The following is a 26,476-nucleotide window of genomic DNA, read 5'->3' as shown; positions in this document are numbered from 1 at the left end:
ATTTTGAATGATGCCAAAATTCTACTTTCTGCCCTTCTTCATGATTTAGGAAAGGTTCTTGAAAGAACAAAAGAATATAGGTCTCAAAATTTACCCCTGGAATTTCAAAAAGTTGAATATGCTCATCCTAAATTTTCAGCCTTTTTTCTAAACACACTACTTCAACGAAAAGAAGACCTATCACCTTTTTTAAAAGAAAATTTAACCGAAGAAGTAATTGAGCTTGTTCTAAATCACCATGATCCAAAAAATGATTATGGATTAATAATTCAAATTGCCGACTGGTTATCTTCTTCGGAAAGAGAAGAAGATGAAAGTCAAAAAGATCTTTACCTAACTATACCTCTACACAATCCTTTCTATAAAATAGATGAGAGCACAAGAGGATTCTATTACAAACTTTCTTCCTTAGAAAAAAGCGAAGATCTTTTTCCCAAAAAAGATGATGTAAAAATTACACAGATTAATTATCAAAATTTAACAAAAGATTTCTTAAGAAGCTTTCCAAAAGTCAATGACATAGAACAGCTTTTAACCTTAATGGAGTATTATTTTTCTCAAGTTCCAGCACAAACTACAGGGTTTATTACAGATATTTCCATATATGATCACGCAAGAATTACAGGAGCTATTGCTCATGCATTATACAAAGATTATCAAAATCAGAGAATAACAAGTAAAGATCTGATTGAAATAAGAGAGGATTTAAGAAGTAAAGAAAAGAATTACTCTCCTTTACTTGATAAGCCTCTTTTTACTCTAATCTCAGGAGATTTATCTGGAATACAGTCATTCATTTTTAATGTTTCTTCTGAAAGAGCAGGAAGAATGTTAAAAGGCAAATCTGTATTTTTAGATCTTCTCTCCAGATACTCAGCAAAATTTATATTGGAAAATAATAATTTTACAAAGGCTAATGCTATTTACATAGGTGGAGGTAATTTTGATCTACTTTTATCTTTCATAGAAGACCAAAAGTTAGAAGAGTTGAGAGAATTTATATCAGAAAATATTTTCAAATTAACAGGAGAAGATTTATACCTTGCTATTGAGTGGATCCATCTTTCCATAAATGACCTCTTTAACTTTTTTGACAAAAGACAAGAGCTAATTAATAAGCTTGATGAAAGGAAGAGAAGAAAATTCAGTGAGCTTAAAAACTTCTATGACCTTATTTTATACCCTAAAGAGGAAAATGTAGGAGAAAGTGAGTATTGTATCATATGTGGAAAAAGGATGGCAAAAGAAATTAAAGAGGGAGAAAGATTATGTAAAACCTGTAACTCTTTTGTTGAGCTAACAAATTCTTTAAAAAGAGCTAAATTTCTTATAGAAAAGAAATCCTCCTTTGAAGGAGTACCCCAAACTTGGAATGAGTTTTTTGAAAAATTAGGTTATAAATTAGACTTTATCAAAGAGATGAAATCCACGGGATATAACAATGAAAAAATATACCTATTGGAAGAGGTAATAATTAAAGATAATTTTATCCCTCATGGATTTTTATTAGGAAGTTATACCATTGAGGAAAGTGATTTTGAATCCATAGCAAAGAAAAATATAGAAAATGGATATGGAGATCAAAAACTTGCCTATTTGAAAATGGATGCCGACAATATGGGAAATATTTTTAAGAAATTGGCTGATGAAGAGAAAACGAAGGAAAGACTATCTCTAACAAGATACGGAGTTTTAAGTAGAAGAATAGAGTTATTCTTTGGAAAAATAGTTATGGAAAAGATAAAAAATAATGATAAAATTTATCCCGTATTTGTAGGAGGAGATGACTTATTCATTATTGGAACTTATGAAAAAATAAATGAACTTGCCTTAAAAATTAGAGAGGAATTTAAGAGATATACAGGAGATTCTAAAGTTTTCTCACTATCTTCAGGGCTTTACTACCTTCCAGATAATTTCCCGCTTATAAGAGGAGCAAGTCTTGTAGAAAATGCCCTTGAAAAGGCAAAACAATTTAAATATCCCGAAGAGGAAAAACCCAAAAAAGACAAAATATGTGTTGAAGATGAAGTACTAACTTATAGAGAGTTTAAAGAGGCTAAAGAGATTGCCAAAGATATTGCGGACAAAATAACTAAAAAAACTAAAGAAGATAAAGCTTCTCGTGCTGTTATAACAAAAATAGAAAATTCTCTCAAAGGATTTAATCCACTATTAGAGCAAAGTTTAAAAGGGAAAATAAGTCCTCCAGCTATATGGAGATTTAAGTATTACTTAAGATTATATCCTGATATTGCTGAAAGATTGTCCGATATAATTCTTGAAAATGTCTTAAGAAAGGGGGAAGATAAAATAAGAAATCCAAGACTTATCCTTGTAGCTACCAAAATTGCAAAGATGAAAACAAGAAAATCAAGGGGGGATGAAAATAATGAGAGATAATCAATCCTCAAGGCAACAAAATACAAAAACTCCTGAGGAATTATGGAGGGAAAGGGTAGAAAGTGTGCTTGGAAAAGATTATGTACAAAAAATATTGGCCTTTGGTGAAGATTTAGATATTAATGAATTTAAAAAGTTTAATGAAAGAATACAAAACTTTATAAGAGAAAGAACAGAAGGGATTACTTCTTCAAGACTTCGAAAAGTTTATGACCTTATTAAAAAGGCTAAGAATATCTCAGAACTTCTATATACCATACCATATCTTGCCTATATGGTAGGAAGAGAGGAAAGCAAAAGAAGAAAAGAAGCTCTTGGAGAGCTATATGTGGTCCTTAAAGAGGCTATTGAGAAAGCAGAAAATGATAAACACGTAAAGAATATTCAAAAATTTACCGAAGCTCTTGTAGCATATCAAAAATTTTATGGAAAGGATTAAGGGGGGATATCGGTGGATAAATTCATAGGCAAAATATTTATTGAGGGAGAAATTGTCCTTGTTACAGGACTTCATATCGGAGGCTCTAAGGAAACAGGAGAAATAGGTGGACTTGATAATCCTGTAATAAAAACGGTAGAAGGCATACCCTATATACCTGGCTCATCCCTAAAGGGGAAAATAAGAAGTTTACTTGAAAGAACCTATGATATTAAACCTCCTAAAGAACCAGGAGAACCATGTGGATGTGGAGAATGCGAAATTTGCCAACTTTTTGGCTCTCATTCCACAGAAAATAAAACCATTTCAAGACTTATTATTAGAGATTCCTTTTTAGATGAGGAGGATTTTCAACAAAAATTTGGAAATGCTCTTGAAGGAGGATATACTGAAGAAAAAGTAGAAAACATTATAGACAGAATAAAGGGAACAGCAAAGGATCCAAGAATTATGGAAAGGGTTCCTGCGGGAGCAAAGTTTAAATTTTCTTCCGCTATAAGCATATACGAAAAGGATGATATCCAAAAACTTCTTATGACCTTTGTAGAGGGCATGAGAATGTTGGAAGATGATTATCTTGGTGGAAGTGGAACAAGGGGATATGGACAAGTAAGATTTGAAAATTTAAATATTTCTATCAAAAGTATTAAAGACTATTTAGGGGATAACACTAAAAAGACTATTATAGAGGGCAAAGCTTTAAGCGAAATAAAGATGGAAGATTTAACCAATAAAATTGAAGATAAGTTATCGAATAAATAAGTAGGTGAGCATTAAATGAAGGTAGAAGTTTATAAACTTCTTAAAGAGGGACCATTACTCTTACATATAGGTCTTAGGAGATTAGATAGAACATCTAATATAATTCATTCTGATACCCTTTTCTCTGCTTTATCTAATTCACTTATTAAGCTTTTTGGAGAAGAAAAATTTGATCTCTTTGAAAAAAATTTAGTTATATCATCGGTTTTTCCAGGCTTACGTCTTTCAAAAGACATCCTACTTTTACCAAAGCCTGAAATCCCTATAAAAACTTCTGAAGAGGATCACAAAAAATATAAAAAGTTTCAATGGATATCCCTTGATGCTCTGAAAAAATTATTGGCAAATTTTGATAAAAACTCAAAACAAATCTTTATACAAAATGTAGAAGAGTTTAAATTTTTAAACCCAAGAACTTTAATTACAAAGTCTGAATTTGAAGAAATAGGAGAAGAAATATATTTCATGGGTACAACTCTTGAGCCAAAGGTAAGAGTTAGCAGAGAGACTTATTATAAAGCAAAGGCGGATGAGGAAAATTCCTATACTACACTTTACTTTCAAGAGAATTTAGAACTTCATCCTATAAAACTCTCAAACAGAAAAACCATTATCCCATTTCTCTATTTCCTAAAGATGAAAAATAATGAAATTGAAGAGTTATTCACACCTTCTTTAAGTCTTACCCTTGAAGAAGGGTTAGGAGGAGAAAGAACCACAGGTAAAGGTATATTTGATACCTTTGAAAAAGAGGAGCTTGAAGTTCCAGAAAATGGAGAATTTGAAATAAGTCTTTCTCTAACATTTCCAAAAAGAGAAGAAGTAAATAATTTAATTTACTATCAATTAGTAAAAAGGGATGGATTTATATATTATCAAAAACCCACAGGATACAGGAAAAAGACTCATTATAAGATAGCAGAAGGTGCCTTAGTAAGATCTCCATATGTGGGCGAAAACATAAACGTTTCCCCTATAAGTTCAATGAAAGTTATATCCTATGGAAAATCTTTAGGCTTTAAAATATCTTAAGGGAAGGGGATAAAAAATGAAGATAAAAATTCAAGTTATAACTCCCACTTTGATAAGGAGTGGAGAAGTTATATCAAACGTAAGTGAATGTGTAATAGAAGATAATAGACTAAAAATCATAGATAAAGAAAAACTCCTAAATATGTTTAAAGATAAAAATCTAAAAAATTTTGTTAATGAATTATCATCTATGATTACAAACCAAAGGGAAAATATAAAAGATCTGCTTAACAAATATAAAATCCCTATCGATGAGGTAATCAAATATTCTTTAGAGATAAAAAGTAAAATAGAGAGAAATAATGAATCTTCAAGACAGCCATCAAGAAATATTTACATGCCCATTCTTACAGGAGAGAATGCTTATATTCCAGGAAGCACCCTAAAGGGAGTAATAAGAAATGCTCTTCTTTTCTATGCTCTTGAAAAAGATAAATCAAAACAAAACGCCTTTTTAGAAAAAACAGCAGAAAGAATTAAATCAGAAATACCAAAAAAAAATAAACCTTACATAGGAGAAGATATACTTAGAACAAATGAAAAAGATATACACACAGATATAATGAAATACATAATAGTGAGAGACAGTAGTTTAGTCCCTTTAAGTGAGCTCAACGTATATGTTATTAGAAGAATTCCTCATCAAAAGCTTTCCCAATATGTAATTGCCATACCTGCTGGTAAAGAATTTGATACCGAAATAATTATAAAGAAAGATATGATATCAAACATTCCTACAGAATGGAAAGACTTTTTTGAAAAAGAACCAGAGGAAAAGCTTTGGAGTGCTCTAAAAAACTACTCTCTTAAACTTTCTAAAAAGGAACAAGAGTTATTAAGTGAACTTTCCTCCAAAAAATATTCAAATAACGAAGAGGCTAAGAATACTATAAATGACCTTATAGAACACTATAATAAAGTTCAGCAAGAATTAAAAGAACAGGAACAAAAGAATAAAGAAGTAATATATCTACCCATTGGATTTGGAAAAACCTATTACTATAATTCCCTTGGATATTTCATAAAAACAGAACAATTAAAAAACTTAGGTATTATTAGAAGAAATGTTGATCCCCAAATTTATCCTTCCACTAGATGGGCAGTACAAATAGGAAAAAAACTTTTCCCCTTAGGAGGAGTTTATATTATAAGAAATGACTAAAATTCTATGCAGTTTTGTTCCCAAAGATAGTAAAGAGATACCATATCACATTGGGGGCAAAATATACAAAGGAAAATCTACCATAGAGGCATTATGTTCCTATTATTTATCTAATGAAGAAGATATTAAAGTAATTCTTATAAAGCCTGAAACCATAGATATTAAAGAAGAGATAGAGCTAAGAAAAAAATTAATAAGCTTAGGAGTTAATGAAGACAAAATTATAACCCAAGAAATTCCCATGAAAGGCTTTTATGAAAACAAATACTATGATATAGACAACACTATTATTGCTGATTTCATATTCCTAACCTTAAATGAAAACACCGATGATAAAGCAGAAGAAGTAATTTTAGATGTCTCACGAGGAATAAACTTTTTAGTTCTTACTGCAGTAGATGCCTTTAGAAGGTTTATTGTAGCCCAAAAAGCAAGATACTACAATAAAGAAAATAAATTAGATAAATTAGAATATTTTTATGTATATCTTACTCCCAAAAAGCCAAATTTCGAGGAGGGAGAAATCTCATTAGAAAAAGCATCGGCACCCTTCTTTTTTGATTTTTTCACTAAAAAGGGAATACCTTTTAACTTTGAAGCTGAAAAATTAGATTATTTTAAGGAGTTTAATTTTACAAAAAATATAATAAGCCATGTAAATAGTTGTATTACAGCAATAAAAAGGGGATTTGCCCTCGCCTATCTTACCTTTATTCCATGGAGTGAGATAAAAGATCTTATTTCTCTTTCCCATGAAAAACTTTCCCTTAAAAGATTAAAAGAGCTTGTTAAAGAATTCTCCTATGAGAATGAAAATCAAAAAAAGGTAAAATTTAAAATGAATTATCCTTTGGGAAATTTATGGATTTACGTGCATCTTTTAAATACCTTTTATGAGATATATAAAGATTATGAAAACCAAATAACATATGAAGAAAATAGAAAATGGGTCCCTCTTAGCACTTTAAAAAACTTCAATGAGAATGTAATTAAAAAGCTATTTCAAGAAAACTCTGCAAGTATTATACTTTCAAGAGAGATAAATGACTTTGAGCAGACTTTTAAAAAAGGAGAGATTAAAAAGACAGGAAGATCTCCTAACTATGAGCGAAACTTCAATGCTCATGCAGGATTAATCTGTGAATTTATTGATCAAAATCCTCAAAATTTCTCTATATCATACAGGTTTAATGAGACTAAAAAAGACAAAATAGAAAAGTATATCGAATATTTTTTGGAACATAAAAAATGAAAAACATTTTAATATCGTTAATTGGAAAAGGAAGAACATCAGAAAATATATTAAAAGGCTATGTAAAAACTAAATATAGGTTTAGAACAGGAGAGATTTTTGAGACTGGCTTTTTTGGATCTGCCCTTTGGAAATATGTCTCTCACAAGGAAAAGATTGATCACTGGTACATATTTGGCACTACAAAATCTTCTTGGTCTGAAATAATCTATGCTTTAGAGGAATCAAAAAGAAACAACTTTTATCATCTCTCTTACGAAGTATATGAGGCAGAAATCACAGGAATAGCTGAAAATCTTCTAAAAACTTGGGAGGATGCTCTATCTTCAGAGATTCCTGGCATAAAACTTATTTTAATTGATCCTTTTAATTACGAGTTTTTCTCAGAATTCTTGCTAAAAAATCTACCCGATGAAGATTTAAAAATAATCCTTGACATAACTCACGGTTATAGATATTTGCCTCTAATTTTGAGTTTTTCCCTTATGTACGTTAAAAATTTCAAAAGTATAAAAGAGTTAAAAATATATTATGGAGCCCTTGAGATGAGTGAAAATAATGAGGCACCCGTTTTAGAAATTGATCACATAAATGAACTTTTCCAAATTTCTACAGCCTTTGAACTCTATAGAAATTCTGGCTACTTTTCAGAACTCTTAAAAAATTTAGGTATACATGGAAAGGAAAATTTATATTTCATGATTGAAATGAATTTGAGACCAAGAAAAGAGCTGAAAGAGGTAATAGAAAGCTTAAAAAAAGTAGAGAAAGAATACAAAAAAATATGTGCAGAAAGCTTAATAAAAGATCTGACCCCTCTTTATTCAGAGGAATACTTAGAAGACCGTATGACTAAAAGAGCGGAATTTTTCTTTGAGAAAAAGCAATATCTAAAGAGTCTTATACTCTTATATGAAGCTTTAACAATTATAATCTTAAAGAAAGCAGGATATAGAGACTTAACAAAGATAGAAAATAGGAGACAAAAGGTAAAAGAGGTTTATATAAAAGTGCTCCCCGAAGATTGGATGAGAGAAATTTTTGATAATTTTGAAAGAGTAAGAAACTCTTCGGTGCATGGGAACATAAGAGAAACTCAATCTATCATAAGAAATTTTGAAGATTTCAATGACCTCTTTAAAGAATCCTTGAAACTATTTTACCATATCAGAAAAACCCTAAATTAACTTTAAAATTATATTAATTGACTTTTAAAGAGTTTTAAGGTAGAAATTATCTTACTATGAAGACGCGATGGGAATGTTATACTTGCTTTTTCAGACAAGCAGAATCAGCTCTAAAAAGAATAAATATACCAAATGAGAAAAAAATAGAGATTATTAAAGAAATAGCAAAGGATCTTGAGAAACTTTCTCCTGAGGATACACCATCCTACAACACTTATTTTATTTTTAAAAAGATATACGAACTTTCTGGAGTGGAAGATCCCTATTTTGAGGAAAAGAAATATTACAATCAGCAGGGATTAAAACTTTATGAAGCTCTAAGGAACATAGTACTAAGTTCAGAAGACCCTCTTTATACAGCAATAAAAGTAGCAATAGCAGGAAATGTAATTGATTTGGGAATTTTGAACATATCAAAATTAAATCTTGGGGAATACATAAAAGAGATTATAAATATTCCTCTTGCCATAGATCATTATTTCTATTTCAAAAATGAACTTTCAAAGACCAACGAAATACTCTACCTTTTAGATAATGCAGGAGAGATTGTATTTGATAAGATCCTAATTGAAGAACTATCTAAGGAAAAGGAAGTTATAGCAGTGGTAAACGAAAATCCTGTAATAAATGATGCCCTTATGGAGGACGCTATTGAAGTAGGATTGAATAAATGCGCTAAAATTATAACCACAGGTTCTGGTTCTGTAGGAAAACCTCCAGAGCTTGGAGGAGAAGAGTATCAGAAAACATTTAATAGTGCCAAACTTATCATATCAAAAGGACAGGCAAATTATGAAAGCTTAGAAGGAAGAGGATATAACATCTTTTTCCTTCTCAAGGCAAAATGTGAAGTAGTAGCAGAAAACTTGGGGGTAAAAGAGGGAGATTTGGTATTTTTATATGAAAAAGCTAAAAATAGTTCAAAATAACTAAATTTTCATCAAGAATTATATTAATCTCTTTTTCCTCTACCTTTGCCTTAACTTTGTAAAATTTTCCATCTTTAACAACTTTATACTCCAATCTTTCCCCTTCCTTTATTACTCCTTTTGCCTTTAAAAAGCTATAAATCACATCTTTCAACAAATCTTCCCTTACCTCTACAATCCTCTCCACATCTCTTACAACCCATCCTCTCATTACTTCGTCTCCTATAAACTCAATCTCTGCCCTTACCATATCCCCTGGTTTTAAAAAATAACAAGTGTAAAGAATCCTTCGCTCAAAGTCACCAGCACTACTTATATTGGGTTTTAATGATATTGGATAAACAAGAATTATATCTCCAACTTCTGCAAAATTTTTAAATCCTTCCACATTTTCGCTTTTTAAAATTTCCAGCACAATCTCAGAAAAAGGAAAGTCTTTAAGAAAAACAGCCCTAACCCTCGCAATTACTTTGCTTCTATTTTCCACCACCGGCACCATATTAGCAAAGGTAACTTGAAAGAGGATTAAAATTAAAAGCAAAATCAAAAAATATTTTAATATATCCATAATTACCCCTCATCAAAATACATCTTTATTATTATTTTTTTTATTGTATAATATTAGGCAAAATAAAACAAATTATAGAGGGAGGGAAATATGTCTAAAAAACTTGTACTAACCCTTAGTCTTTTTATCCTTTTAGTCCTTATAATAAACATTTCTTTTGCCCAAGTCTTCCCATTAACCAAAGTACATATAATGCCACCCCACGAAAAGCTTATTGAAAAAAAGGTAAAACTTCCAAAACTCCCTGAAATTACTCCTCAAAATATACCCCAAGGAACAAAAATCTATGGAACTATTGAAAAAGCCCAAGGTATAGGTAAAGCAATTGTAATACCTGTAGAATTTACCGATAAACCAAGACAGCCCGAAGATATTATACCTTCAAACTATTTTGACATACTTTTTAATAGTGTAAAGGCAGATTGGAGCAATATAAACCCATACAACGTAGGTAGTGTAAGAGAATTTTATTTAGAAAATTCCTATGGACAATTTGATATAACTGCAACAGTACTTCCCTGGTATACTGCCCAAAATACCTACTCCTACTATATAAACGATGGTAATAATGGATTTAATGGAGGGGTATTTGTATTAGTAAAAGAAGTACTACAGCATGCAGTAGATATTGGATATGATCTAAGAAATTATGATGTAGTTTTTGTAATTCATAGTGGACAAGGTGCCGAGTGGACAGGATATCCAAATGATATTTGGTCCCATGCCTCTACAGTATATGTTAATATTGGTGGAAAAAATGTGCCTATAAGATATTCCATTGAACCAGAATATATGGAAGATTATGATACTCAAGGAAATCCTGTAATAATGCCTCAAACTGTAGGTGTATTTGTGCATGAGATGGGACATTCTTTTGGACACCTTCCAGATCTTTATGATAGAGACTATTCATCTTTGGGGCTTGGTAGGTGGAGCTTAATGGCAGCAGGATCTTGGAATGGGCCTCAAGGTCCAGGTGGATATTCCATAGGAGGAGGACCATCTCATTTTGATGCTTGGAGTAAGATTCAACTTGGATGGATAACCCCAACTGTTCCTACCAATGATCTAACTAATGTAAATATTCCACCGGTAGAAACAAATCCTGTAGTATATAAACTTTGGACCGATGGGGCAGAAGGTCCTCAATATTTTTTAATTGAAAATAGACAACCCATTGGATTTGATAAGTATTTAAGAGGTTTTGGCTTGCTTATTTATCATGTAGATGAAAATATGAGAAACTTTCAAAACGATAATGAATGGTATCCAGGACTTGATCCATCAAGGCACTATTTGGTAGCATTAGAGCAAGCCGATGGAAAATGGGATTTAGAAAAAAGAAGAAATAGTGGAGATGCGGGAGATCCATATCCGGGAAGTACTAATAATACAACCTTTGATGAAAATAGCACTCCCAATAGCAATGCTTATGGAGAAATTCCAACAGGAGTCGCAGTCAAGAATATAACCGCCTCAGGAGAAAATATTATATGTGATATTTATGTAAAATCTCTCAGTGCACCACAAACCACATCCTTTGTAAAGCATTTGGCATGGACAGGAGAAAACCCTCTCACTATAAGACCTCTCTTCAAATGGAAGCCTATACCTTACGCAGTGAATTACACTTTGCAGGTTGCAACAGATAGCAACTTCAATAGTATCATAATAAATGTAAGCACAGAAAAGAACGAATATAGACCTACCCTTGAGGAATTCCTTGAACCTGGCAAAACTTACTTTGCAAGGGTTAGAGCAGAAAATGCAAGTGGTGTATCTCCATGGACTACCATATCTTTTACCACACCAAATACCTTTGAAGCTCTTCTTGTCTCCGATGATGGTGGAGAGTTTGGAATAGCCCCGTACTTTGAAAAAGCTCTACAAGATATAAATGTATCTTACTTTATCGTGGATGTATTTTATGACAATGCAGTTCCACCTGCTTCTTTTATGAGCAATTTTGATTGGGTGATTTGGGGCGGAGATTGGGGAGCAATCTATGATCCATCAGTTCAAAATGAGATCATGAATTATCTTGATAATGGTGGAAAACTCTTCATCTCAAGCCAGGATTTAGGCTGGGGATATTCAGCAGGGTATATAAGTAGTACTTTCTATAACACTTACTTAAGAGCTGAGTTTGTACAGGATGATGTAGGAATCTATTCCATAAAAGGTGCAAACGGAAGTGAATTTGAGAGTTTGTCCCTCTCGTTAAATACCGAGGATTCTGCTCAAAACCAAGGATATCCTGACGAAATAGATCCCTTAGAGGGAGCAAGAGCAATCTTAGTATATACTCCATCTGGAATTTCCCCCATAACTCCAAATATTAAGCTTCCCGAAAAGATAAAAGAGCAAAAATCCATAATTATAAATAAAGAGATTGCATCCTCTGGGACAGCTGGAATATTCTATGCAGATCCTACAAAACACTATGGAGTAGTATATTTTGCCTTTGGGCTTGAAGGACTATCTCCCAATATAAGTGGAGAGGTTTTAAGCAGAGTAAGATATGCACTACTTTCATCTCCAGAAATTACCACTACAGTAACCCAAAGCTTCAACCCTAACAACAATGAAAATTGTAGTATTAAGTTAACAGTAAAAGACAATATAGGCTATTCATATCTCACAGTAAAAATCTACAGCACTTTGAATAATCAAAAGAAAGATCTTGTGAAGACTCTTGCAGATAATACAAAAGTTGACAATGGTACATATGAACTTACCTGGGATGGAAAGGACGAAAATGGAAAAGTCAATCCAGGAAGATACATGGTGGAAGTCTTTGCAAAAGATGAACTAAATAACAGCATTACAAAAACATATTACACCACAATTCCCTATGGGGTTCCATTATCTTTCATAGATGTGACTAAATTCTCAAAAGCCTTTAATCCTAACAAAGAATTTGCACAAATTATGTTTACTTTAACCCAAGATGCCCATGTAAAATTCATAGTATACAGCCTTGCTGGAGTAAAACTCTATGAAAGAGATCTTGGATATCTTCCAGCAGGAGAATACAGTATAGTATGGGAAGGAGTCAATCTAAAGGGCGAAATTCTGAAAAATGGGCTTTATGTATTCCAGCTTGTAGCAACATCCTCTCAAGGCGAAGCAAGAATAAATAGATTCATAGGAATTTTGAAGTGATAGGAGGAGAATAAAATGAAAAAGATTTTAATATCCTTTTTAACAATAACATTTCTTATCTCTCTAACCTTTGCCAGTGATACTGGGGGAGTCTTCTCCCCCTTGATCCTTGATGCTAAATCGGGAGGAATGGGAGAGGCTTTTACAGCCATATCAGAAGGATTTTCTGGATTAACTTATAATCCTGCAGGGTTAACTTATATAGATGAGGTAACCCTTGGCTTTACCCATTTACAAATTCCTCAAAGCTTTACAAGGGTAGAATTTATAGGGGGAGCAATTAATCTTGGAATTTTTAGCTTAGGAGCAGGACTCCAAGCTGTAGGGGTAACCAATCCTGATGAATTGTTATTTCCATATTATGAAGGAATAGCTCAAATTTCCTTAGCCAAAAAACTTAATAATAAATTAAGTCTTGGGACATCTCTAAGGTTATACGTAGCCAAACTAGATACCGAAGAGGCAAATGGTTTAGGAATAGATATAGGAGCAATCTATGAGATAACTCCAGTTCTAAGGCTTGGAGCAGTATGGTACAACCCTATAAGTTACATTAAATGGACCACAGGCCTCATAGAGACTCCAGGAAGACAAGATCTTGTGTTAGGCGTTAACTATAAGCTATTCTTAGGAGAATTTCCTTTAAATATTGCCTTTGATTTTAGTTTCTACGACAAAATATATTTCTATCAGAGACTTCATTTTGGCTTAGAAACCCAAATACCCAAAACTCCAGTAATTATTAGAACGGGGTACAATGGAGAGAAAAATACTTTAAGTTTTGGAGTTGGATTAAATACAAAAAATATAGAATTTAATTATGCTTTCCTTTATACAAAAGATATGTCAAATCAACACATATTTAGCCTCTCTCTAAAATATTAATAAAATTTTTGAAAAGCCTCCCCAATAAAAAGGGGAGGCTTTTTTTCTTTTATATGCTATAATTATTAATGTCATTGGAATACTCGAATTTATCTGTAATAAAGAAGAGGATATAAGTAAAAATGTGTGGAAGATTTACTCTTATTCAAATAGAAAAAATTCCTACAAGATTTAATGCCCAAATAATTGGAGAAATAAACCTAAGAAAAAGATACAACATATCTCCTAATCAACCGGTACCTATTGTTTTTCAGGAAAGTCCTAATAAAGTAGAAGAGATGATATGGGGACTTATTCCCCACTGGGCAGAGGATCCTAAAATTGGAAATAGTCTGATAAATGCCAGGGCAGAAAGTCTTCTTAAAAAACCCGCCTTTAAAGAGTCCTTTTTAAGAAGAAGATGTTTGATTCCTGCCGATGGATTTTATGAATGGAAGAAAATGGAAAAGGAAAAAATTCCGTATTATATAAAAATGAAAAATTCATCACTCTTTGCCTTTGCAGGACTTTATGACATATGGAAAAGCCCAGACGGAAAATTAATAAAGACTTTCACCATAATAACTACTGAGCCTAATGATTTGGTTAAAGAAATTCATAATCGTATGCCCGTTATTTTAAGAAGGGAATACGAGGAGATATGGGTAAATAAAGAAGAAAGTGACATTAAAAAACTCCAATCTCTCCTTGCCCCATATCCAGCAGAGGAGATGGAGGCATATCCTGTATCAAAGAAAGTAAATAATCCTTCTTATGACTCTGAAGAACTCATAAAGCCCGTCAAAATTTATATCATCAAAAAAGATCAGACCAGTTTTGATCTTTAACTATGTCTTTCTATCCAATCGTAAATATTTTTATAAAATTCATCTTTATATTCTTCATCTTCAAAAAGCTCATGATATCCACCAGGAAACTCTACAATTTTTCTATCTTCATAAGTTAGCTTCTTAAAAAATTCCCGAGCACCATTGGGATCCACATATCTGTCCTCAGTAGGAACTAGTATAAGCACTGGTACTTTAAGGTATGGAGCCTTTTCATGAGCTTTTTTAATATTTTCCATCATAGAGAGTCCTAACCTAAAGGAAATTTTGTTATGCATTAGAGGATCATTCATACATTTTTCAATCACCTTTTTATTCCTAGATAAATATTCAGGATCTAATTTATTATTTATGGTCACCCTGGGAAGAATTTTTCCAAAAGTTTTTGCAATAAAATTTGTCAAGGGATCTACTTCAACACCCAAAGCAGGAGCAGAAATAACAAGAGACTTTATTTTTTCTTGTCTTTCCTCAGCATATCTTGTGGCAATGAGTCCTCCAAGACTATGTCCAAAAAGATGAAACTTATCAATATCAGAAGTTAAATTATCAATCACTGAGATAATTTCCTCAATGGTTGTATCCCCTCTTTTACCATCGCTTCTCCCATGTCCTGGGTGATCAAATCCTATAACTCCATAACCCCTTTCCCCAAGATCATTTATTAACTTCTCATACCTTCCAATATGCTCTCCAAGTCCATGTACCACTACAACCCAACCCTTTTGTGGCTCACCTCTTCTAAAAGAATAAATCATAACCCTCTCACCTCCCTGTGAAATTTACCACCCTACGATGGGCTTAAGTAGGGAATAAACATAGAATATTCCACTTAATATATTTACAATATCCTGCCATCCCTTTACAAATACCTCAGGAACAAAAATAATATCGTTCTCTTTTATTTCAATATCAAGATTGCTCCTTCCCCTATTTATTATCTCATTCATGTTTATGGGTATAACCTTTGTCTCACCATCTAACTCTCTCACTACAGCAACCCTAGAAAGATCCGCCCTATCTTTAAGACCTCCTGCCATACTAATATATTCAGTAAGCTTTCTTCCTTCCCTATATTCATAAGCAGCAGGATTATTCACCTGTCCAAGGACATATACCAACCTTCTTAATTCACCTATGTAGATGGTATCTCCATCCTTTAGTTCCAAATTATCCTTTTCAATTCCCTGTATAGCATTTGTCACATTAAATTTATAAACCACTTTTTTACCATTTTCTATCCTCTCCAGCTCTCCACTTTCACGAGAAGCTTTTTCAGTAATTCCACCTGCCTTAAGAAGAATATCTCTTATTCTATCTCCTGGATTTAACTCATAAATACCAGGAATCTTTACCTGCCCCAATACTTTTACAGACCTTAAAATAGGTGGTACATATATTACATCTCCAGGATTCACTTTTATCTCTTCCTCTAATTCTTCTCCCAAAACAAGTATTCTATATAGATCTACAATAATCTTGTTATTAGGATCACCTTTTATCCTCAATTCTATATTCCTTAAACTCCCATTAGGGAGTATTCCTCCAGCCTTTTGTATAAGCTCACTTATCTTTGCTCCCATAGACGCCTGTCCGGTAACTTCAATCCCTTCAGGATTAACCTTAACCCCCTCAACAAGCTGTATAGGACCAGGATTTTTCACAAATCCAAGCACATAAACCCTCTTTATCTCGGGAAATACAGTGATAGTATCTCCAGATTGCAAGGCAATATTAGCACTTTCTTTTTTATTTTCATCTCCATAATATAAATCATATAAGTTAAGTTCAATTCTTGTGCCATCTATTCTATCTAAAGTAGCTCCAAAAAAAGATCCCTGTGCTGTAAGTCCTCCTGCCATATCAAGTACATCTTTTAATTTTTCTCCATCCTTTATCTCATATATTCCGGGATTTTTCACTTGTCCAAGCACCTTCACGCTTTTCCCCATAAGAGGTACATATATAAGATCTCCCTCTTCTATATAAGGATTTTGATTAACATCTCCATATTTTAAAAACCTTAAATAATCTACTTCTAAAATTTTATTTCCCCTTCTTATTTGAATATTTCTTAAAGATGCAGAGGATTTTAATCCTCCTGCAAGTTTAATAACATCATCTAAAGTACTTATAGCAGAAACACTATATATTCCTGGATTTGTTACCTCACCAGTAATAGAAATCTTCATATTTCTTGGATATGCAAGGTCCACAATAACATTACTTCGTGGATAAAATTTTAAAAGTTGTTTTGATATTTCTTTTCCTGCTTCAGATAGAGTCATATTTAAAACCTTTACACTTCCTGCTAAAGGAAGTACTACGTAACCTGTAGGAGAAACCAAAACATCAAAGCTATCAGTCTGATTTGTCTCTCTTATAATAAAAACTCTCAACTTATCTCCAGGTCCTAATATATACTTGTCAGGATCAATAATTTTTCCAAAATAAACCCCTTCTTGAGCAAAGGTCAAAGCAAAAATAAAAATCAGAAGAAAGACTGAGAAAAGTTTTTTTCTCATTATTCCCTCTACCTCCCTAATAACCTATTCACTTCTGATAGGTATATTTATTATGTCTCCATCTTCAAGAGATATATTTACACTTTCATCTCCATCTTTATAAAGCTTTGTCAAATCAAGTTTAATAATCTGCTTTTTCTCAGTAATATATCTTTCAATAGTTACATCTTTAAGGGATGCTCTCACAGTAAACCCTCCAGCCATATCTATGATATCCTTTATCTTCTCTCCAGGCTTAATTTCATATATTCCAGGATCTTTTATTTCACCAAGAATCTTAACAGTCTTCTCCACCAAAGGCACATACACTATATCTCCAGGAACCAATTTGACCTTTTCTTCTTCGGCATCCCCCTTTACAAGCACTCTAAATAGATCTACCTCTTTTATTATCTGTCCATCCCTTATAACTTGAATCCTTCTCCTACTTCCATTAGGAAGCACTCCTCCAGCCTTTTGGATAAGCTCACTTATCTTTGCCCCCTCTTTTATTTCACTTTCTCCTAAAGTAGGCTGTCCTCCAACCTCACTTTTAGATTCTCCAGATACAATAGTAAAAACCTGAGGCTTAGCTACATATCCTATTACGTAAACTTTATCAACTTTTAAAGGTATAACTATAGAATCTCCATCTTTAAGAACTATATTCTCTTTATTATCTTTTCCATACATCAAATTAAAAAGGTCTATACTTATCACTTGTTTTTTTCCATCACTTTGTCTTTCTATATATCCACCTAAAAGATCTGCTTTCGCTGTAAGTCCCCCTGCCATATCAAGTACATCTTTTAATTTTTCTCCATCCTTTATCTCATATATTCCGGGATTTTTCACTTGTCCAAGCACCTTCACGCTTTTCCCCATAAGAGGTACATATATAAGATCTCCCTCCTGAATATATGGATTAGCATTTATATCTCCATACTTCAAAAATCTAAAATAATCAACTGTTATAACTTTATCTTCTCTTCTTATTTGAATATTTCTTAAAGATGCAGAGGATTTTAATCCCGCAAGTTTGATAACATCATCTAAAGTACTTATAGCAGAAACACTATATATTCCTGGATTTGTTACCTCACCAGTAATAGAAATCTTCATATTTCTTGGATATACAAGGTCCACAATAACATTACTTCGTGGATAGAGTTTTAAAAGTTGCTTTGAAATCTCTCTTGTAGCTTCGGTAAGAGTTAAACCAGAAACTTTTATCGCTCTAACCATGGGCAGATTAATAGACCCTGTAGGAGAGACTGTCACGTTAAAAGAAATAGGATCTTCTGTCTCCAGAATTATATAAATTCTTACTATATCTCCTACTCCAAGCACATATTTATCTGGATCTATAACTTTTCCAAAGTATATCCTTTCTACTCCTGAGACCGTTCCTTCACCAGTCTGCGCAAAAATATTTGAGAAAAGAAATAAAGCAACAATTAAAATAATTCCCAGCCTTTTCATAAAAAACCTCCTAAAAAAGCACCTCTTTTAATTTTAGCATATTTTCAACAGAAGAATAAACCCCCTATCATCCATCATAGCCATGACATGTATCTTCTTTATTAACTAAGAAACTATTTCGTTTTTCTTGCCTTTTCATAAAAATTGAAAGTTTTTCCTATTATTCTTTTTTTCAAAAAGCCTTATTAGAATCCATACTAAAATAATTTTTTTAGTAAGTTTTTAGGGAACAACTATTTTAATTCCTTCTAATTTATCAAAATCTTCATCAAATAGGAGTAAGCAAATCTCTTATCTCTTCTTTAGATACTTTAACAGATTTTGCCTTTTCTTCATCATCCTTAGTAAACTTCAAACTTCTTTTAAGACCTCAGAATACACCAAATCTTTAAAAGTCATAAATAAAAAATCATTTCACTCCGAGAGGAAAAATCTGCTATTATAGAACCACTTTATAGTTTGGAGTTGTTTCTTGCTGATAATCTATAGGGTTGAATGCAAATCCGAGATAAAATTTATAAAAATTCTTCTATTTTACCGATATAAACAAAGTCTTTAGCCTTTTCTGCCATCTCATTATCAAGAGTTAGAAGAACAGAGTTAAATTCTTTAGCAATTTGAATAACAATTGCATTCATTCTTCTTACACTGAGTTCCTCTGCAACCTTAGAAGCCTCTTCTGCTCTGTAAGACTCAAGCTCTAAAAAATGTATTGAATCGATATCCTTTAGATAGAATCTGACCTTTTCAGCAAGTTTTTTTGACCCGGTTCTTCTTCTAATTGCAGCCGTAACTTCAATAAGTACTATGTATGGCTCTATAGCAATATACTCACCATTTTTTATCTTTTCTAAAACTCCCAAACATATATCATGTTTTTCTTCCTGTTCTCTTAGAGCAGCTATTATAATTGAACTATCAAGAGTAAGAAACCTCATTTTTCTCTTTGATTCCTTATTTCTTCAACTGCAGAAAAACCTTCCCATCTTGCTGAAATTTCCTTAGAAAGGATTAACAAATTTCTCCATGCAACCTCGCTTTTTTCTTTATCTATAACACCTTCTAAGATCAATATCTTTTTTAATTCAGTAATCTCTCTATAGATTCTTTCAATACGACTTTTTATATACATTTTTTTCTAATTCCATATCTCTAAATTTACCTTTTAATCTTTTCAAAATTAAGAAGGTCCATGGTATCATCTTTCGTTGCCATGGCGTATATCTTTCTCTTTGTTAAGTATTTAACTATTTCATCAGAAAGGTATAAGGAGGAAAAAATAGGGATAATTTCCTTATCCTTATACTCTGGAAAATAATCGCCTATCTCCTTCAAAACTTCTATAAATTCATTTATATATTCTATTCTTGGTATTGACTTAGTCTCATTTATTATTACCTTATCATCCCATACCGCTATAACATCAAACTCCCTTATCTTACTCCTATCTTTTACATTTCTTTTCCTAACCCTTACAGCAAAATAATCTAATTCCTCAACCCCAAAATATCTTTTTGCAATCCCTGTAATGTTTGGTGCTACAATATCTTCCACTAATGTCCCCATTTTGTTAGCAAGTTCTCCCCACATCTTGTTTATTCTTTTTCTGTCCTCATTTACTTCATTCCTAAATGCTATCATCTCCTCCTTAAAAACCTTCATCTCATCTTTGAAAACTTCCAAGGATGTTTCCAATCTTCTCAAAGCTACATCAGTGTTTACAATAAACTGCCCAAGCAAACTCTCAAGCCTATCTACTCTGTCACTTAGCTTTGCCAACTAACTTTCCTCCTTATGTCCTTTCTATTCACATTATATCATTTTACTGTAGCCCTGAAAGGAGCAAAAGATATTAAGAAGTCTACATCTATATTCATTTAATAAAGCTCTCTTTAATTCCTCTTCTGAAACTTCTTTTAGAATACTTATCTTTCCTCCAAGATTAATAAAATTATACTCGCCAAATAGAATTATAAAACAACTTTTCCCTATAAGCTCTAACTTTTAACCTTTTCTACTACCTTCTTGAGTGTAGAAACTACTTCATCTACCTCTTCCTCTTTCAAATTATTATGAAAAGGAAGAGCAAGAGTTCTTTTTGAAATATTTTCAGTAACAGGAAGCATGCCTTCTTTAGTTCCAAACATGTCTCTTATATACGGCTGTAAATGAATAGGTGAGAAATATCCCCTTGCGGGAATTCCTTCCTTCTCAAGTTCCCTTATAACTATATCTCTGTCAAGACCATCTTCCAATGTAATCACATAAACAAACCAACTCATTCTCACGTATGGCTTAACTGTAGGTACCCTTACCCATGAATAATTTTTTAATTTTTCCGTATACATCTTTGCAACTTTTTCCCTTTTTTCTAAAAAAGTCTCAATTCTTTTTAGCTGAGATACCCCAAGGGCAGCAGACATCTCATCCATTCTATAGTTATATCCAAGTCTTTCATGCTCGAGCCATGACCCCATCTCTCCTCTTCCCTGATTTCTCAAGCTCCTTGCAATTTTAGCAATTTCAGAGTTATTTGTTACAATTATTCCTCCTTCCCCCGTTGTCATCTGCTTGTTTGGATAAAAAGCAAAACATGCACAATCTCCAAACTGCCCAATTTTCTTACCTTTATATTCCGCTCCTAATGCCTCACAAGAATCATCTATCACTTTTAGATTATACTTGTCAGCAATCTCTAAAATTTTGTCCCACTCTGCAGGATGTCCAAAAATATCTACTGCCATTATTGCTTTTGTTTTCTTTGTAATCTTTCTTTCTAAATCATCAGGATCTAAATTGTAAGTTTCTGGCTCTATATCTACAAAAACAGGTATTGCTTTTTCATATAAAATAACATTAACCGATGCAGCAAAAGTAAAGGATGGCACCAATACCTCGTCACCAGGACCAATACCTAATGCTCTAACTAAAATATGTAGTCCCGCAGTACCAGAACTCACCGCTACTGCACACTTTACCCCAATATAATTTGCCATCATCTCCTCAAATTCTCTTGCCTTTGGACCTAAAGCAAGACGCCCTGATCTTAAAACTTCCAATACTTCCTGAATATCAGTCTCATCCAAATCAGGAGCAGACATAGGAATTTTTTCCATTTTTTCTCACCTCAAATTAAATTATATAACTTTACTTAGACCCTTTATCCTTCCTGCTAATTAGAGCAATTTTTCTTCCACATTCCTCGTTCTAATTCTTCTAGTTTATTGTAGATTAATTCCTGTATTAGTGAGGTCTTTTTCTACCAGATTGTTTCAACTAATTTAGAATTCTGTATATCTACATCCTTAGTAATCACCTTTGCATCCAATAATTTAGCTGTTGCAACTATAATTTTATCATGTAATTCGTAAATATTGGGAACATCTTTTAACATTCTCAAAACATTTATATCAAGAGGATAAATTTCAAAACTACTGTTTTCCTCAATTTTATCTATTAATTCTTCATAATCAATGCTAATGCGTTTCTTTTCAGCAATATCTATCACTTCTGCCAACACAATGGGCGGAATAATTATTACAACCTCTCCTAAAATTGAATCTCTAAATACTTAAAGCGCTTTCTGCCCAAGCTTTTCACTTCAAGAGAATGGGTATCAGCTACATAGAGGCTCATCTGTTAAGAATCCCTACACCTCATAATCTTGAGGAAAAAGGGGCTTCTTAGCTCTTTCAATGTCTTCTTCTGTAATCTCAACCCCTTTCCAAATACCCTCTAAAGAGATGGGCTTCTTAGACCTTTTTATACTTCCTGATTTCAACAGAGCAATCTTTATCTTCCAAATTTCACGCTCTAGTTTTTTACTTTATCGTAAATATCAATATCCATAACCCAAATAAATTCTCCTTCTTTATTTGAATATCTCTGGCTAACATTATACCATATTAAAATCTTCCTCTCGCAGACGTAAAAATTTTTCCAAATGTTTCGCGTAGTTCCATAAGCTCAGGCTATAGTACTCGTTATATAAATTAGCCTTCTAAAAATCCCAACTTATATCCTAAATATACGAGAATAATCCAGATTAATCCTCCTAATACAAGACTCAAAATAGGAGTTAAAGAATATAACCAAATTCCTATAATTCCAAGAACAATAGAAAAAAGATATATTATTAAACCTGTTCCTACATAATTTCTGGTAATATTATAAAGCTTGTTATAGAAATGTCCCAAATCTGGAGTAAATATAGATTTTCCAGAGATAAATCTTCGTATAACTGTTAAAGCTGAATCATATATAGGAACACTATAAACAAAGATAAGAGTTATAAGAGTAGAAAAATTGGGATTTGCATTCAGAATTTTAAGACTCATAAGTCCTATTACTCCATAATTATTCTATTTTTTATTTCCTTCTATTCTTCTTCTGTTCTAAAAGTTGGGGAATAGTATTCATAAAATCTCTTCTATTTTACCAACATAAACAAAGTTTTTAGATTTCTCTGCCATCTCATTATCAAGGGTTAGAAGGACAGAACCGAATTCTCTAGCAATTTGAATGACTATTGCATCCATTCCTCTTACACTGAGTTCTTCTGCAACTTTAGAAGCCTCTTCTGCTCTGTAAGACTCAAGCTCTAAAAAATGGATTGAATCGATATCTCCTAGATAAAACCTAACCTTTTCAGCAAGTTCTTTTGAACCGGTCCTCCTTCTAATTGCAGCAGTAACCTCGACAAGTACTGTGTCATGTATTATGCTTTTCTTCCTGTTCTCTTAGAGCAGCTATTATAATTGAACTATCAAGAGGAAGAAATCTCATTTTTCTCTTTATCTATAACACCTTCTAAGATCAACCTCTTTCTTAACTCAGTGATCTCTTTAGAAATCCTTTCAATACGATTTTTTATATCCAAATACTCCATATTTCTGATTCCTCCTATAGTATTATATTAACCTATTCTTCATAACTCATAATTTATCACTCTAATTATCCATCCTTCTCACCTCAAACTACACTATACCATATCAATTAGACCTTTTATCCTTCCTGATAAGTAGAGCAATTTTTTCTTTCAAATTTCTCGTTCTAATTCCTTTACATTGAAAAACTATAACTTGTTTAATAGATTATCGAGCTCAAAAAGTGAATTTATAACATAATCTGGATCAAAATCTTTTCCGGGTGAAATGGAATTCTTATATATTCCATTCCTTATGACTCTTATAGAAACCATTCCAAGGGCTTTTGGCCCTTTGAAATCTTTTTCTATATTATCTCCTATGTAGATAGCCTCATCTGATTGAATGTGAAACTCATTAAGCATATCTATAAAAGGAAATATAGAAGGTTTACTATAATTTTCACCTTTTTCTCCAGTATATATAATACCATCAAAATACCTTTCAATATTTAAAGCCTCAACTTTTAACCTTTGAGTAGTGGGAAATCCGTCAGTGATAAGTCCCAATAGAAAATGCTCTTTTAAATAAGGAAGCATCTCTTCAGCATCTTTATAGAGATGTATTTCAGGATTATGAGTCCTATATAAAAAGATTAGTTTATTAAGGTAATCTTCGTTATAAATTTTTAAATACTTTAATACCCTGTTAAAAACAAATTTCTTATCTTCTTTAAAAGCTTCTATAAGTAAAGCATAAATCTTATTAGTGTCAAAATCAAAATCTTGTGAAATAGCTTTCGCTACTGCTTTAAAACCACTCATTACAAATTCTATCTCTGGATAAAGTGTATCGTCTAAATCAAATATAATAAGTCTAATCATTTTAAAAGTTCTTCTTCACTTATAAAAATTCCTTCGTCATATCTTAACATTAAAACACCTTCTTTGTATTCTCCTATGATTGGTTCGACCTTCTCTCCTTTTATCAGTTTAATAATCAACTGAGGGAAATTCACACCTGCATAATGGGTAAGAGGATAGCCTCCCCCAAAACGAGGATTAATCTCGGTAAAATAAAATCCCCTTGAGGTCAAAAAACATTGAATATTGATAACACCAAATGGTTTTAGCTTCTTAACAAGATCTAAAGTAAGATATAGTAATTCATAATTTTTTATAGTAATGCCTCTTTCAACTTCTCCTCCCCTTACTTTAATTCTCTTTCTCTGAACAATAGAGATAGGGTTTCCTTCAAAATCACAAAGAATATCCAAAGTTATTTCATCTCCTTGCAAGAATTCCTGTAAAATTGGTTCAGAAATTTTCCGAGCATAAAACTCTAAATCTTGATAATTTTCACATTTTTGTACACCAATACTTGCGGAACCAAAGCGAGGTTTTATTATAAGAGGAAAGTCAAGCTTGTTTTCTGCAAGATCTTTATCAAAAGAAAATGTTTTAGGAGAAGGGAAAGAATTTTCTACTAAAAATTCATATGTTAAAAGCTTATCATAGCCTATCATTACTCTCTCATAAGAAGAGACAAGAGGTATAATTCCTTTCTCCAAAAATTTATCTCTTTCCCAAGCCAATATAGGTAGTTCTGGATCGATGAGTGGAATAATCAATTTTATGTTCTCTTTTCCACATTTGTCTAAAAGAAGGGGAATATAATCCTCACTGGTTACTCTTGGAACCAAAAAACTTTTATCTGCCACATAAAGCCCTGGAGCCGTAGGATCACAATCCGCAGTATAAACATATCCCTCTCCATTAAGGGCTTCTTTAAAAAACTTTACAAGAGAAACTCTTCTTCCTACAGATGTTAACAAAATATTCATTTCTAACTCTCCATATACCGATAGATCTTTTTCTTTTTGGATAATACATCCTCATAGACCTTTATATAATTACTGACCATTTCCCGAAGAGTAAAAACCTGTTTAGCCTTTTCAAAAGCTTTTTTTGATATTTTTCTTCTCAATTCATCATCCTCTATCAAAAGTTGAATCCGATCAGCCAAAGATTTTTCATCTTCAAAAGGAATTATGTACCCATTAATACCATCTTCAATCTGATCATAAGCTCCAGCAGCTGGAGTTCTGATAGTAGGAACCCCACATAACATTGCTTCCACTACTACTAAAGGAAAACCTTCTTTTCTACTTGGAAGTACTAATATATCAGAAGCCCACAAAACATCTCTACTATCTAAAAACCCAGTTGAGATAAATTGATCTTGAAGCTCATATTCTTCGATCATAGCTCTTATCCAAGACTCATCACCGCTACCTGCCAAAATAAAGATTGGTTTAACATTTCTCTCTTTTAATAAAGAAGCAGCCTTAATCAATAAATCATGCCCCTTAACTTTTGAAAATCTTCCAATTAGACAGACCACCTTATCATCAAGTGATATTCCAAATTTTCTCTTTGCATCTATTCTATCATTCTCGTTAGGTGGATAAAAATAATCCTCGTCTACCCCATTGTATATTAGTTTTATTTTTGACAATGGAAGATTAAAAGCAGAATGTAAGTAATCATAAGTTTCTCTTGAAATAGCAATAGCATATTCTCCCCAGAATGATAACAACTTTGATATTCTATTATTGGGAATTCCCTCTAAATGAAGCGTAACTATATAAGGAATACCAAATAATTTATATGATAACTCTGCAAATAAACTTGTAATTCTCCAATGGACATGAATTAAATCTGGCTTATACTCTCTAATAATTTCTAAATATTTTAATATAGACTTAGATAACCTAAGTATATTGCTTACACCATAACCCTTACCAGGAAACGGAATTTCAAATGTTTCAAAACCAGCCTCTCTAAATTTTTTAAGTGAGTAACTATGCTCACCTGTTTCCTTCCCTGTAGCTATCCCCACTGAATATCCATTCTCAATTAACTTCTTACCTAAATTGAACATAAAAACTGTAACTCCACTTGGATTAAGATATTTTGACAAAAAGAGAATTTTAATATCATTATACACAAATT

The 26,476-nt window shown here is 32.4% G+C and carries 26 protein-coding genes; 11 read left to right on the top strand and 15 right to left on the bottom strand.

Translation table 11 applies throughout. The features are described 5' to 3' along the window. Positions 1-3 precede the first annotated feature (3 nt). Genes cas10 through DTUR_RS03070 form a run of 8 tightly spaced genes read left to right on the top strand, consistent with a single transcriptional unit; the run spans position 4 to position 9,166 of the window. Entirely contained in the window at positions 4-2,403 is a 2,400-nt protein-coding gene (gene cas10 / locus DTUR_RS03105; protein ID WP_012582985.1) for a type III-A CRISPR-associated protein Cas10/Csm1, read from the top strand. Continuing rightward, a complete protein-coding gene (gene csm2 / locus DTUR_RS03100; RefSeq protein WP_012582984.1) occupies positions 2,393-2,842 on the top strand; it encodes a type III-A CRISPR-associated protein Csm2 in 450 nt (149 codons plus the stop codon). Before cas10 ends, csm2 begins: the two co-directional genes overlap by 11 nt. Before the next feature lie 12 nt (positions 2,843-2,854). Beyond that, entirely contained in the window at positions 2,855-3,604 is a 750-nt protein-coding gene (gene csm3 / locus DTUR_RS03095) for a type III-A CRISPR-associated RAMP protein Csm3 (protein WP_012582983.1), read from the top strand. Positions 3,605-3,619: 15 nt separating this feature from the next. Then, a complete protein-coding gene (csm4, locus tag DTUR_RS03090; protein WP_012582982.1) occupies positions 3,620-4,636 on the top strand; it encodes a type III-A CRISPR-associated RAMP protein Csm4 in 1,017 nt (338 codons plus the stop codon). A gap of 16 nt (positions 4,637-4,652) precedes the next feature. Beyond that, positions 4,653-5,798, top strand: coding sequence for a type III-A CRISPR-associated RAMP protein Csm5 (gene csm5 / locus DTUR_RS03085; protein WP_012582981.1), 1,146 nt, complete (start codon positions 4,653-4,655; stop codon positions 5,796-5,798). After that, positions 5,791-7,050: a CRISPR-associated protein gene (locus DTUR_RS03080; protein WP_012582980.1), complete on the top strand. Its 1,260-nt coding sequence runs from the start codon at positions 5,791-5,793 to the stop codon at positions 7,048-7,050. The genes csm5 and DTUR_RS03080 overlap by 8 nt, the downstream gene beginning before the upstream one ends. Beyond that, on the top strand, positions 7,047-8,237 hold the full coding sequence (csx2, locus tag DTUR_RS03075; RefSeq protein WP_012582979.1) for a TIGR02221 family CRISPR-associated protein: 1,191 nt from the start codon (positions 7,047-7,049) through the stop codon (positions 8,235-8,237). The genes DTUR_RS03080 and csx2 overlap by 4 nt, the downstream gene beginning before the upstream one ends. A 56-nt stretch (positions 8,238-8,293) precedes the next feature. Then, entirely contained in the window at positions 8,294-9,166 is an 873-nt protein-coding gene (locus tag DTUR_RS03070; RefSeq protein WP_012582978.1) for a damage-control phosphatase ARMT1 family protein, read from the top strand. Here the strand turns inward: DTUR_RS03070 and DTUR_RS03065 are convergent. After that, positions 9,147-9,734 (bottom strand): hypothetical protein, encoded by a 588-nt coding sequence (locus tag DTUR_RS03065; protein WP_012582977.1) that lies wholly within the window; start codon positions 9,732-9,734, stop codon positions 9,147-9,149. The two genes, DTUR_RS03070 and DTUR_RS03065, sit on opposite strands and share 20 nt — an antisense overlap. Positions 9,735-9,824: 90 nt before the next feature. Here DTUR_RS03065 and DTUR_RS03060 point away from each other — a divergent pair, with 90 nt between their 5' ends. The 3 genes from DTUR_RS03060 (at position 9,825) to DTUR_RS03050 (ending at position 14,611) form a co-directional block, all read left to right on the top strand. Further along, on the top strand, positions 9,825-12,899 hold the full coding sequence (locus DTUR_RS03060) for a M6 family metalloprotease domain-containing protein (RefSeq protein ID WP_012582976.1): 3,075 nt from the start codon (positions 9,825-9,827) through the stop codon (positions 12,897-12,899). Between the two features lie 15 nt (positions 12,900-12,914). After that, positions 12,915-13,784, top strand: a complete 870-nt coding sequence (locus DTUR_RS03055; RefSeq protein WP_012582975.1) for a PorV/PorQ family protein — start codon at positions 12,915-12,917, stop codon at positions 13,782-13,784. A gap of 122 nt (positions 13,785-13,906) precedes the next feature. Then, positions 13,907-14,611, top strand: a complete 705-nt coding sequence (locus DTUR_RS03050) for an SOS response-associated peptidase (RefSeq protein ID WP_012582974.1) — start codon at positions 13,907-13,909, stop codon at positions 14,609-14,611. Here DTUR_RS03050 and DTUR_RS03045 read toward each other — a convergent pair. The 14 genes from DTUR_RS03045 to DTUR_RS02985 all read right to left on the bottom strand — a co-directional run bounded on the left by DTUR_RS03045 (position 14,608) and on the right by DTUR_RS02985 (position 26,471). Further along, positions 14,608-15,369 (bottom strand): alpha/beta hydrolase, encoded by a 762-nt coding sequence (locus DTUR_RS03045; protein ID WP_012582973.1) that lies wholly within the window; start codon positions 15,367-15,369, stop codon positions 14,608-14,610. The two genes, DTUR_RS03050 and DTUR_RS03045, sit on opposite strands and share 4 nt — an antisense overlap. A 24-nt stretch (positions 15,370-15,393) precedes the next feature. Further along, positions 15,394-17,136 carry an SLBB domain-containing protein gene (locus DTUR_RS03040; protein WP_012582972.1) on the bottom strand — a complete coding sequence of 581 codons (1,743 nt, stop codon included), beginning with the start codon at positions 17,134-17,136 and terminating at the stop codon, positions 15,394-15,396. Positions 17,137-17,160: 24 nt separating this feature from the next. Further along, complete coding sequence (locus tag DTUR_RS03035; protein ID WP_012582971.1) at positions 17,161-18,597, bottom strand: SLBB domain-containing protein; 1,437 nt, start codon at positions 18,595-18,597, stop codon at positions 17,161-17,163. 515 nt (positions 18,598-19,112) lie between these two features. Then, positions 19,113-19,535, bottom strand: a complete 423-nt coding sequence (locus DTUR_RS03030; RefSeq protein ID WP_012582970.1) for a type II toxin-antitoxin system VapC family toxin — start codon at positions 19,533-19,535, stop codon at positions 19,113-19,115. Then, entirely contained in the window at positions 19,532-19,729 is a 198-nt protein-coding gene (locus DTUR_RS03025; RefSeq protein WP_012582969.1) for a hypothetical protein, read from the bottom strand. Before DTUR_RS03025 ends, DTUR_RS03030 begins: the two co-directional genes overlap by 4 nt. A gap of 26 nt (positions 19,730-19,755) precedes the next feature. After that, on the bottom strand, positions 19,756-20,376 hold the full coding sequence (locus DTUR_RS03020) for a DUF8196 domain-containing protein (RefSeq protein WP_012582968.1): 621 nt from the start codon (positions 20,374-20,376) through the stop codon (positions 19,756-19,758). Positions 20,377-20,594: 218 nt separating this feature from the next. Beyond that, complete coding sequence (locus tag DTUR_RS03015; protein ID WP_012582967.1) at positions 20,595-21,713, bottom strand: DegT/DnrJ/EryC1/StrS family aminotransferase; 1,119 nt, start codon at positions 21,711-21,713, stop codon at positions 20,595-20,597. A gap of 143 nt (positions 21,714-21,856) precedes the next feature. Beyond that, positions 21,857-22,129, bottom strand: a complete 273-nt coding sequence (locus DTUR_RS03010; protein ID WP_278007867.1) for a PIN domain-containing protein — start codon at positions 22,127-22,129, stop codon at positions 21,857-21,859. A gap of 460 nt (positions 22,130-22,589) precedes the next feature. After that, positions 22,590-22,934: an MraY family glycosyltransferase gene (locus tag DTUR_RS03005; protein WP_012582965.1), complete on the bottom strand. Its 345-nt coding sequence runs from the start codon at positions 22,932-22,934 to the stop codon at positions 22,590-22,592. A gap of 78 nt (positions 22,935-23,012) precedes the next feature. Next, on the bottom strand, positions 23,013-23,315 hold the full coding sequence (locus DTUR_RS03000; protein WP_278007866.1) for a PIN domain-containing protein: 303 nt from the start codon (positions 23,313-23,315) through the stop codon (positions 23,013-23,015). Positions 23,316-23,362: 47 nt separating this feature from the next. Beyond that, positions 23,363-23,485 carry a hypothetical protein gene (locus DTUR_RS09555; RefSeq protein ID WP_012582963.1) on the bottom strand — a complete coding sequence of 41 codons (123 nt, stop codon included), beginning with the start codon at positions 23,483-23,485 and terminating at the stop codon, positions 23,363-23,365. Positions 23,486-23,671: 186 nt separating this feature from the next. Next, positions 23,672-24,346 carry an HAD family hydrolase gene (locus tag DTUR_RS02995; protein ID WP_012582962.1) on the bottom strand — a complete coding sequence of 225 codons (675 nt, stop codon included), beginning with the start codon at positions 24,344-24,346 and terminating at the stop codon, positions 23,672-23,674. Continuing rightward, positions 24,343-25,305 carry an ATP-grasp domain-containing protein gene (locus DTUR_RS02990; RefSeq protein WP_012582961.1) on the bottom strand — a complete coding sequence of 321 codons (963 nt, stop codon included), beginning with the start codon at positions 25,303-25,305 and terminating at the stop codon, positions 24,343-24,345. Before DTUR_RS02990 ends, DTUR_RS02995 begins: the two co-directional genes overlap by 4 nt. Before the next feature lie 2 nt (positions 25,306-25,307). After that, positions 25,308-26,471 (bottom strand): glycosyltransferase family 4 protein, encoded by a 1,164-nt coding sequence (locus DTUR_RS02985; protein WP_012582960.1) that lies wholly within the window; start codon positions 26,469-26,471, stop codon positions 25,308-25,310. Between the last annotated feature and the right edge of the window lie 5 nt (positions 26,472-26,476).

Source organism: Dictyoglomus turgidum DSM 6724, assembly GCF_000021645.1.
Taxonomy (GTDB): Bacteria; Dictyoglomota; Dictyoglomia; order Dictyoglomales; family Dictyoglomaceae; genus Dictyoglomus; species Dictyoglomus turgidum.
Note: the sequence above shows the minus strand (reverse complement) of the source record. Positions and strands in the feature narration are given on the sequence as shown.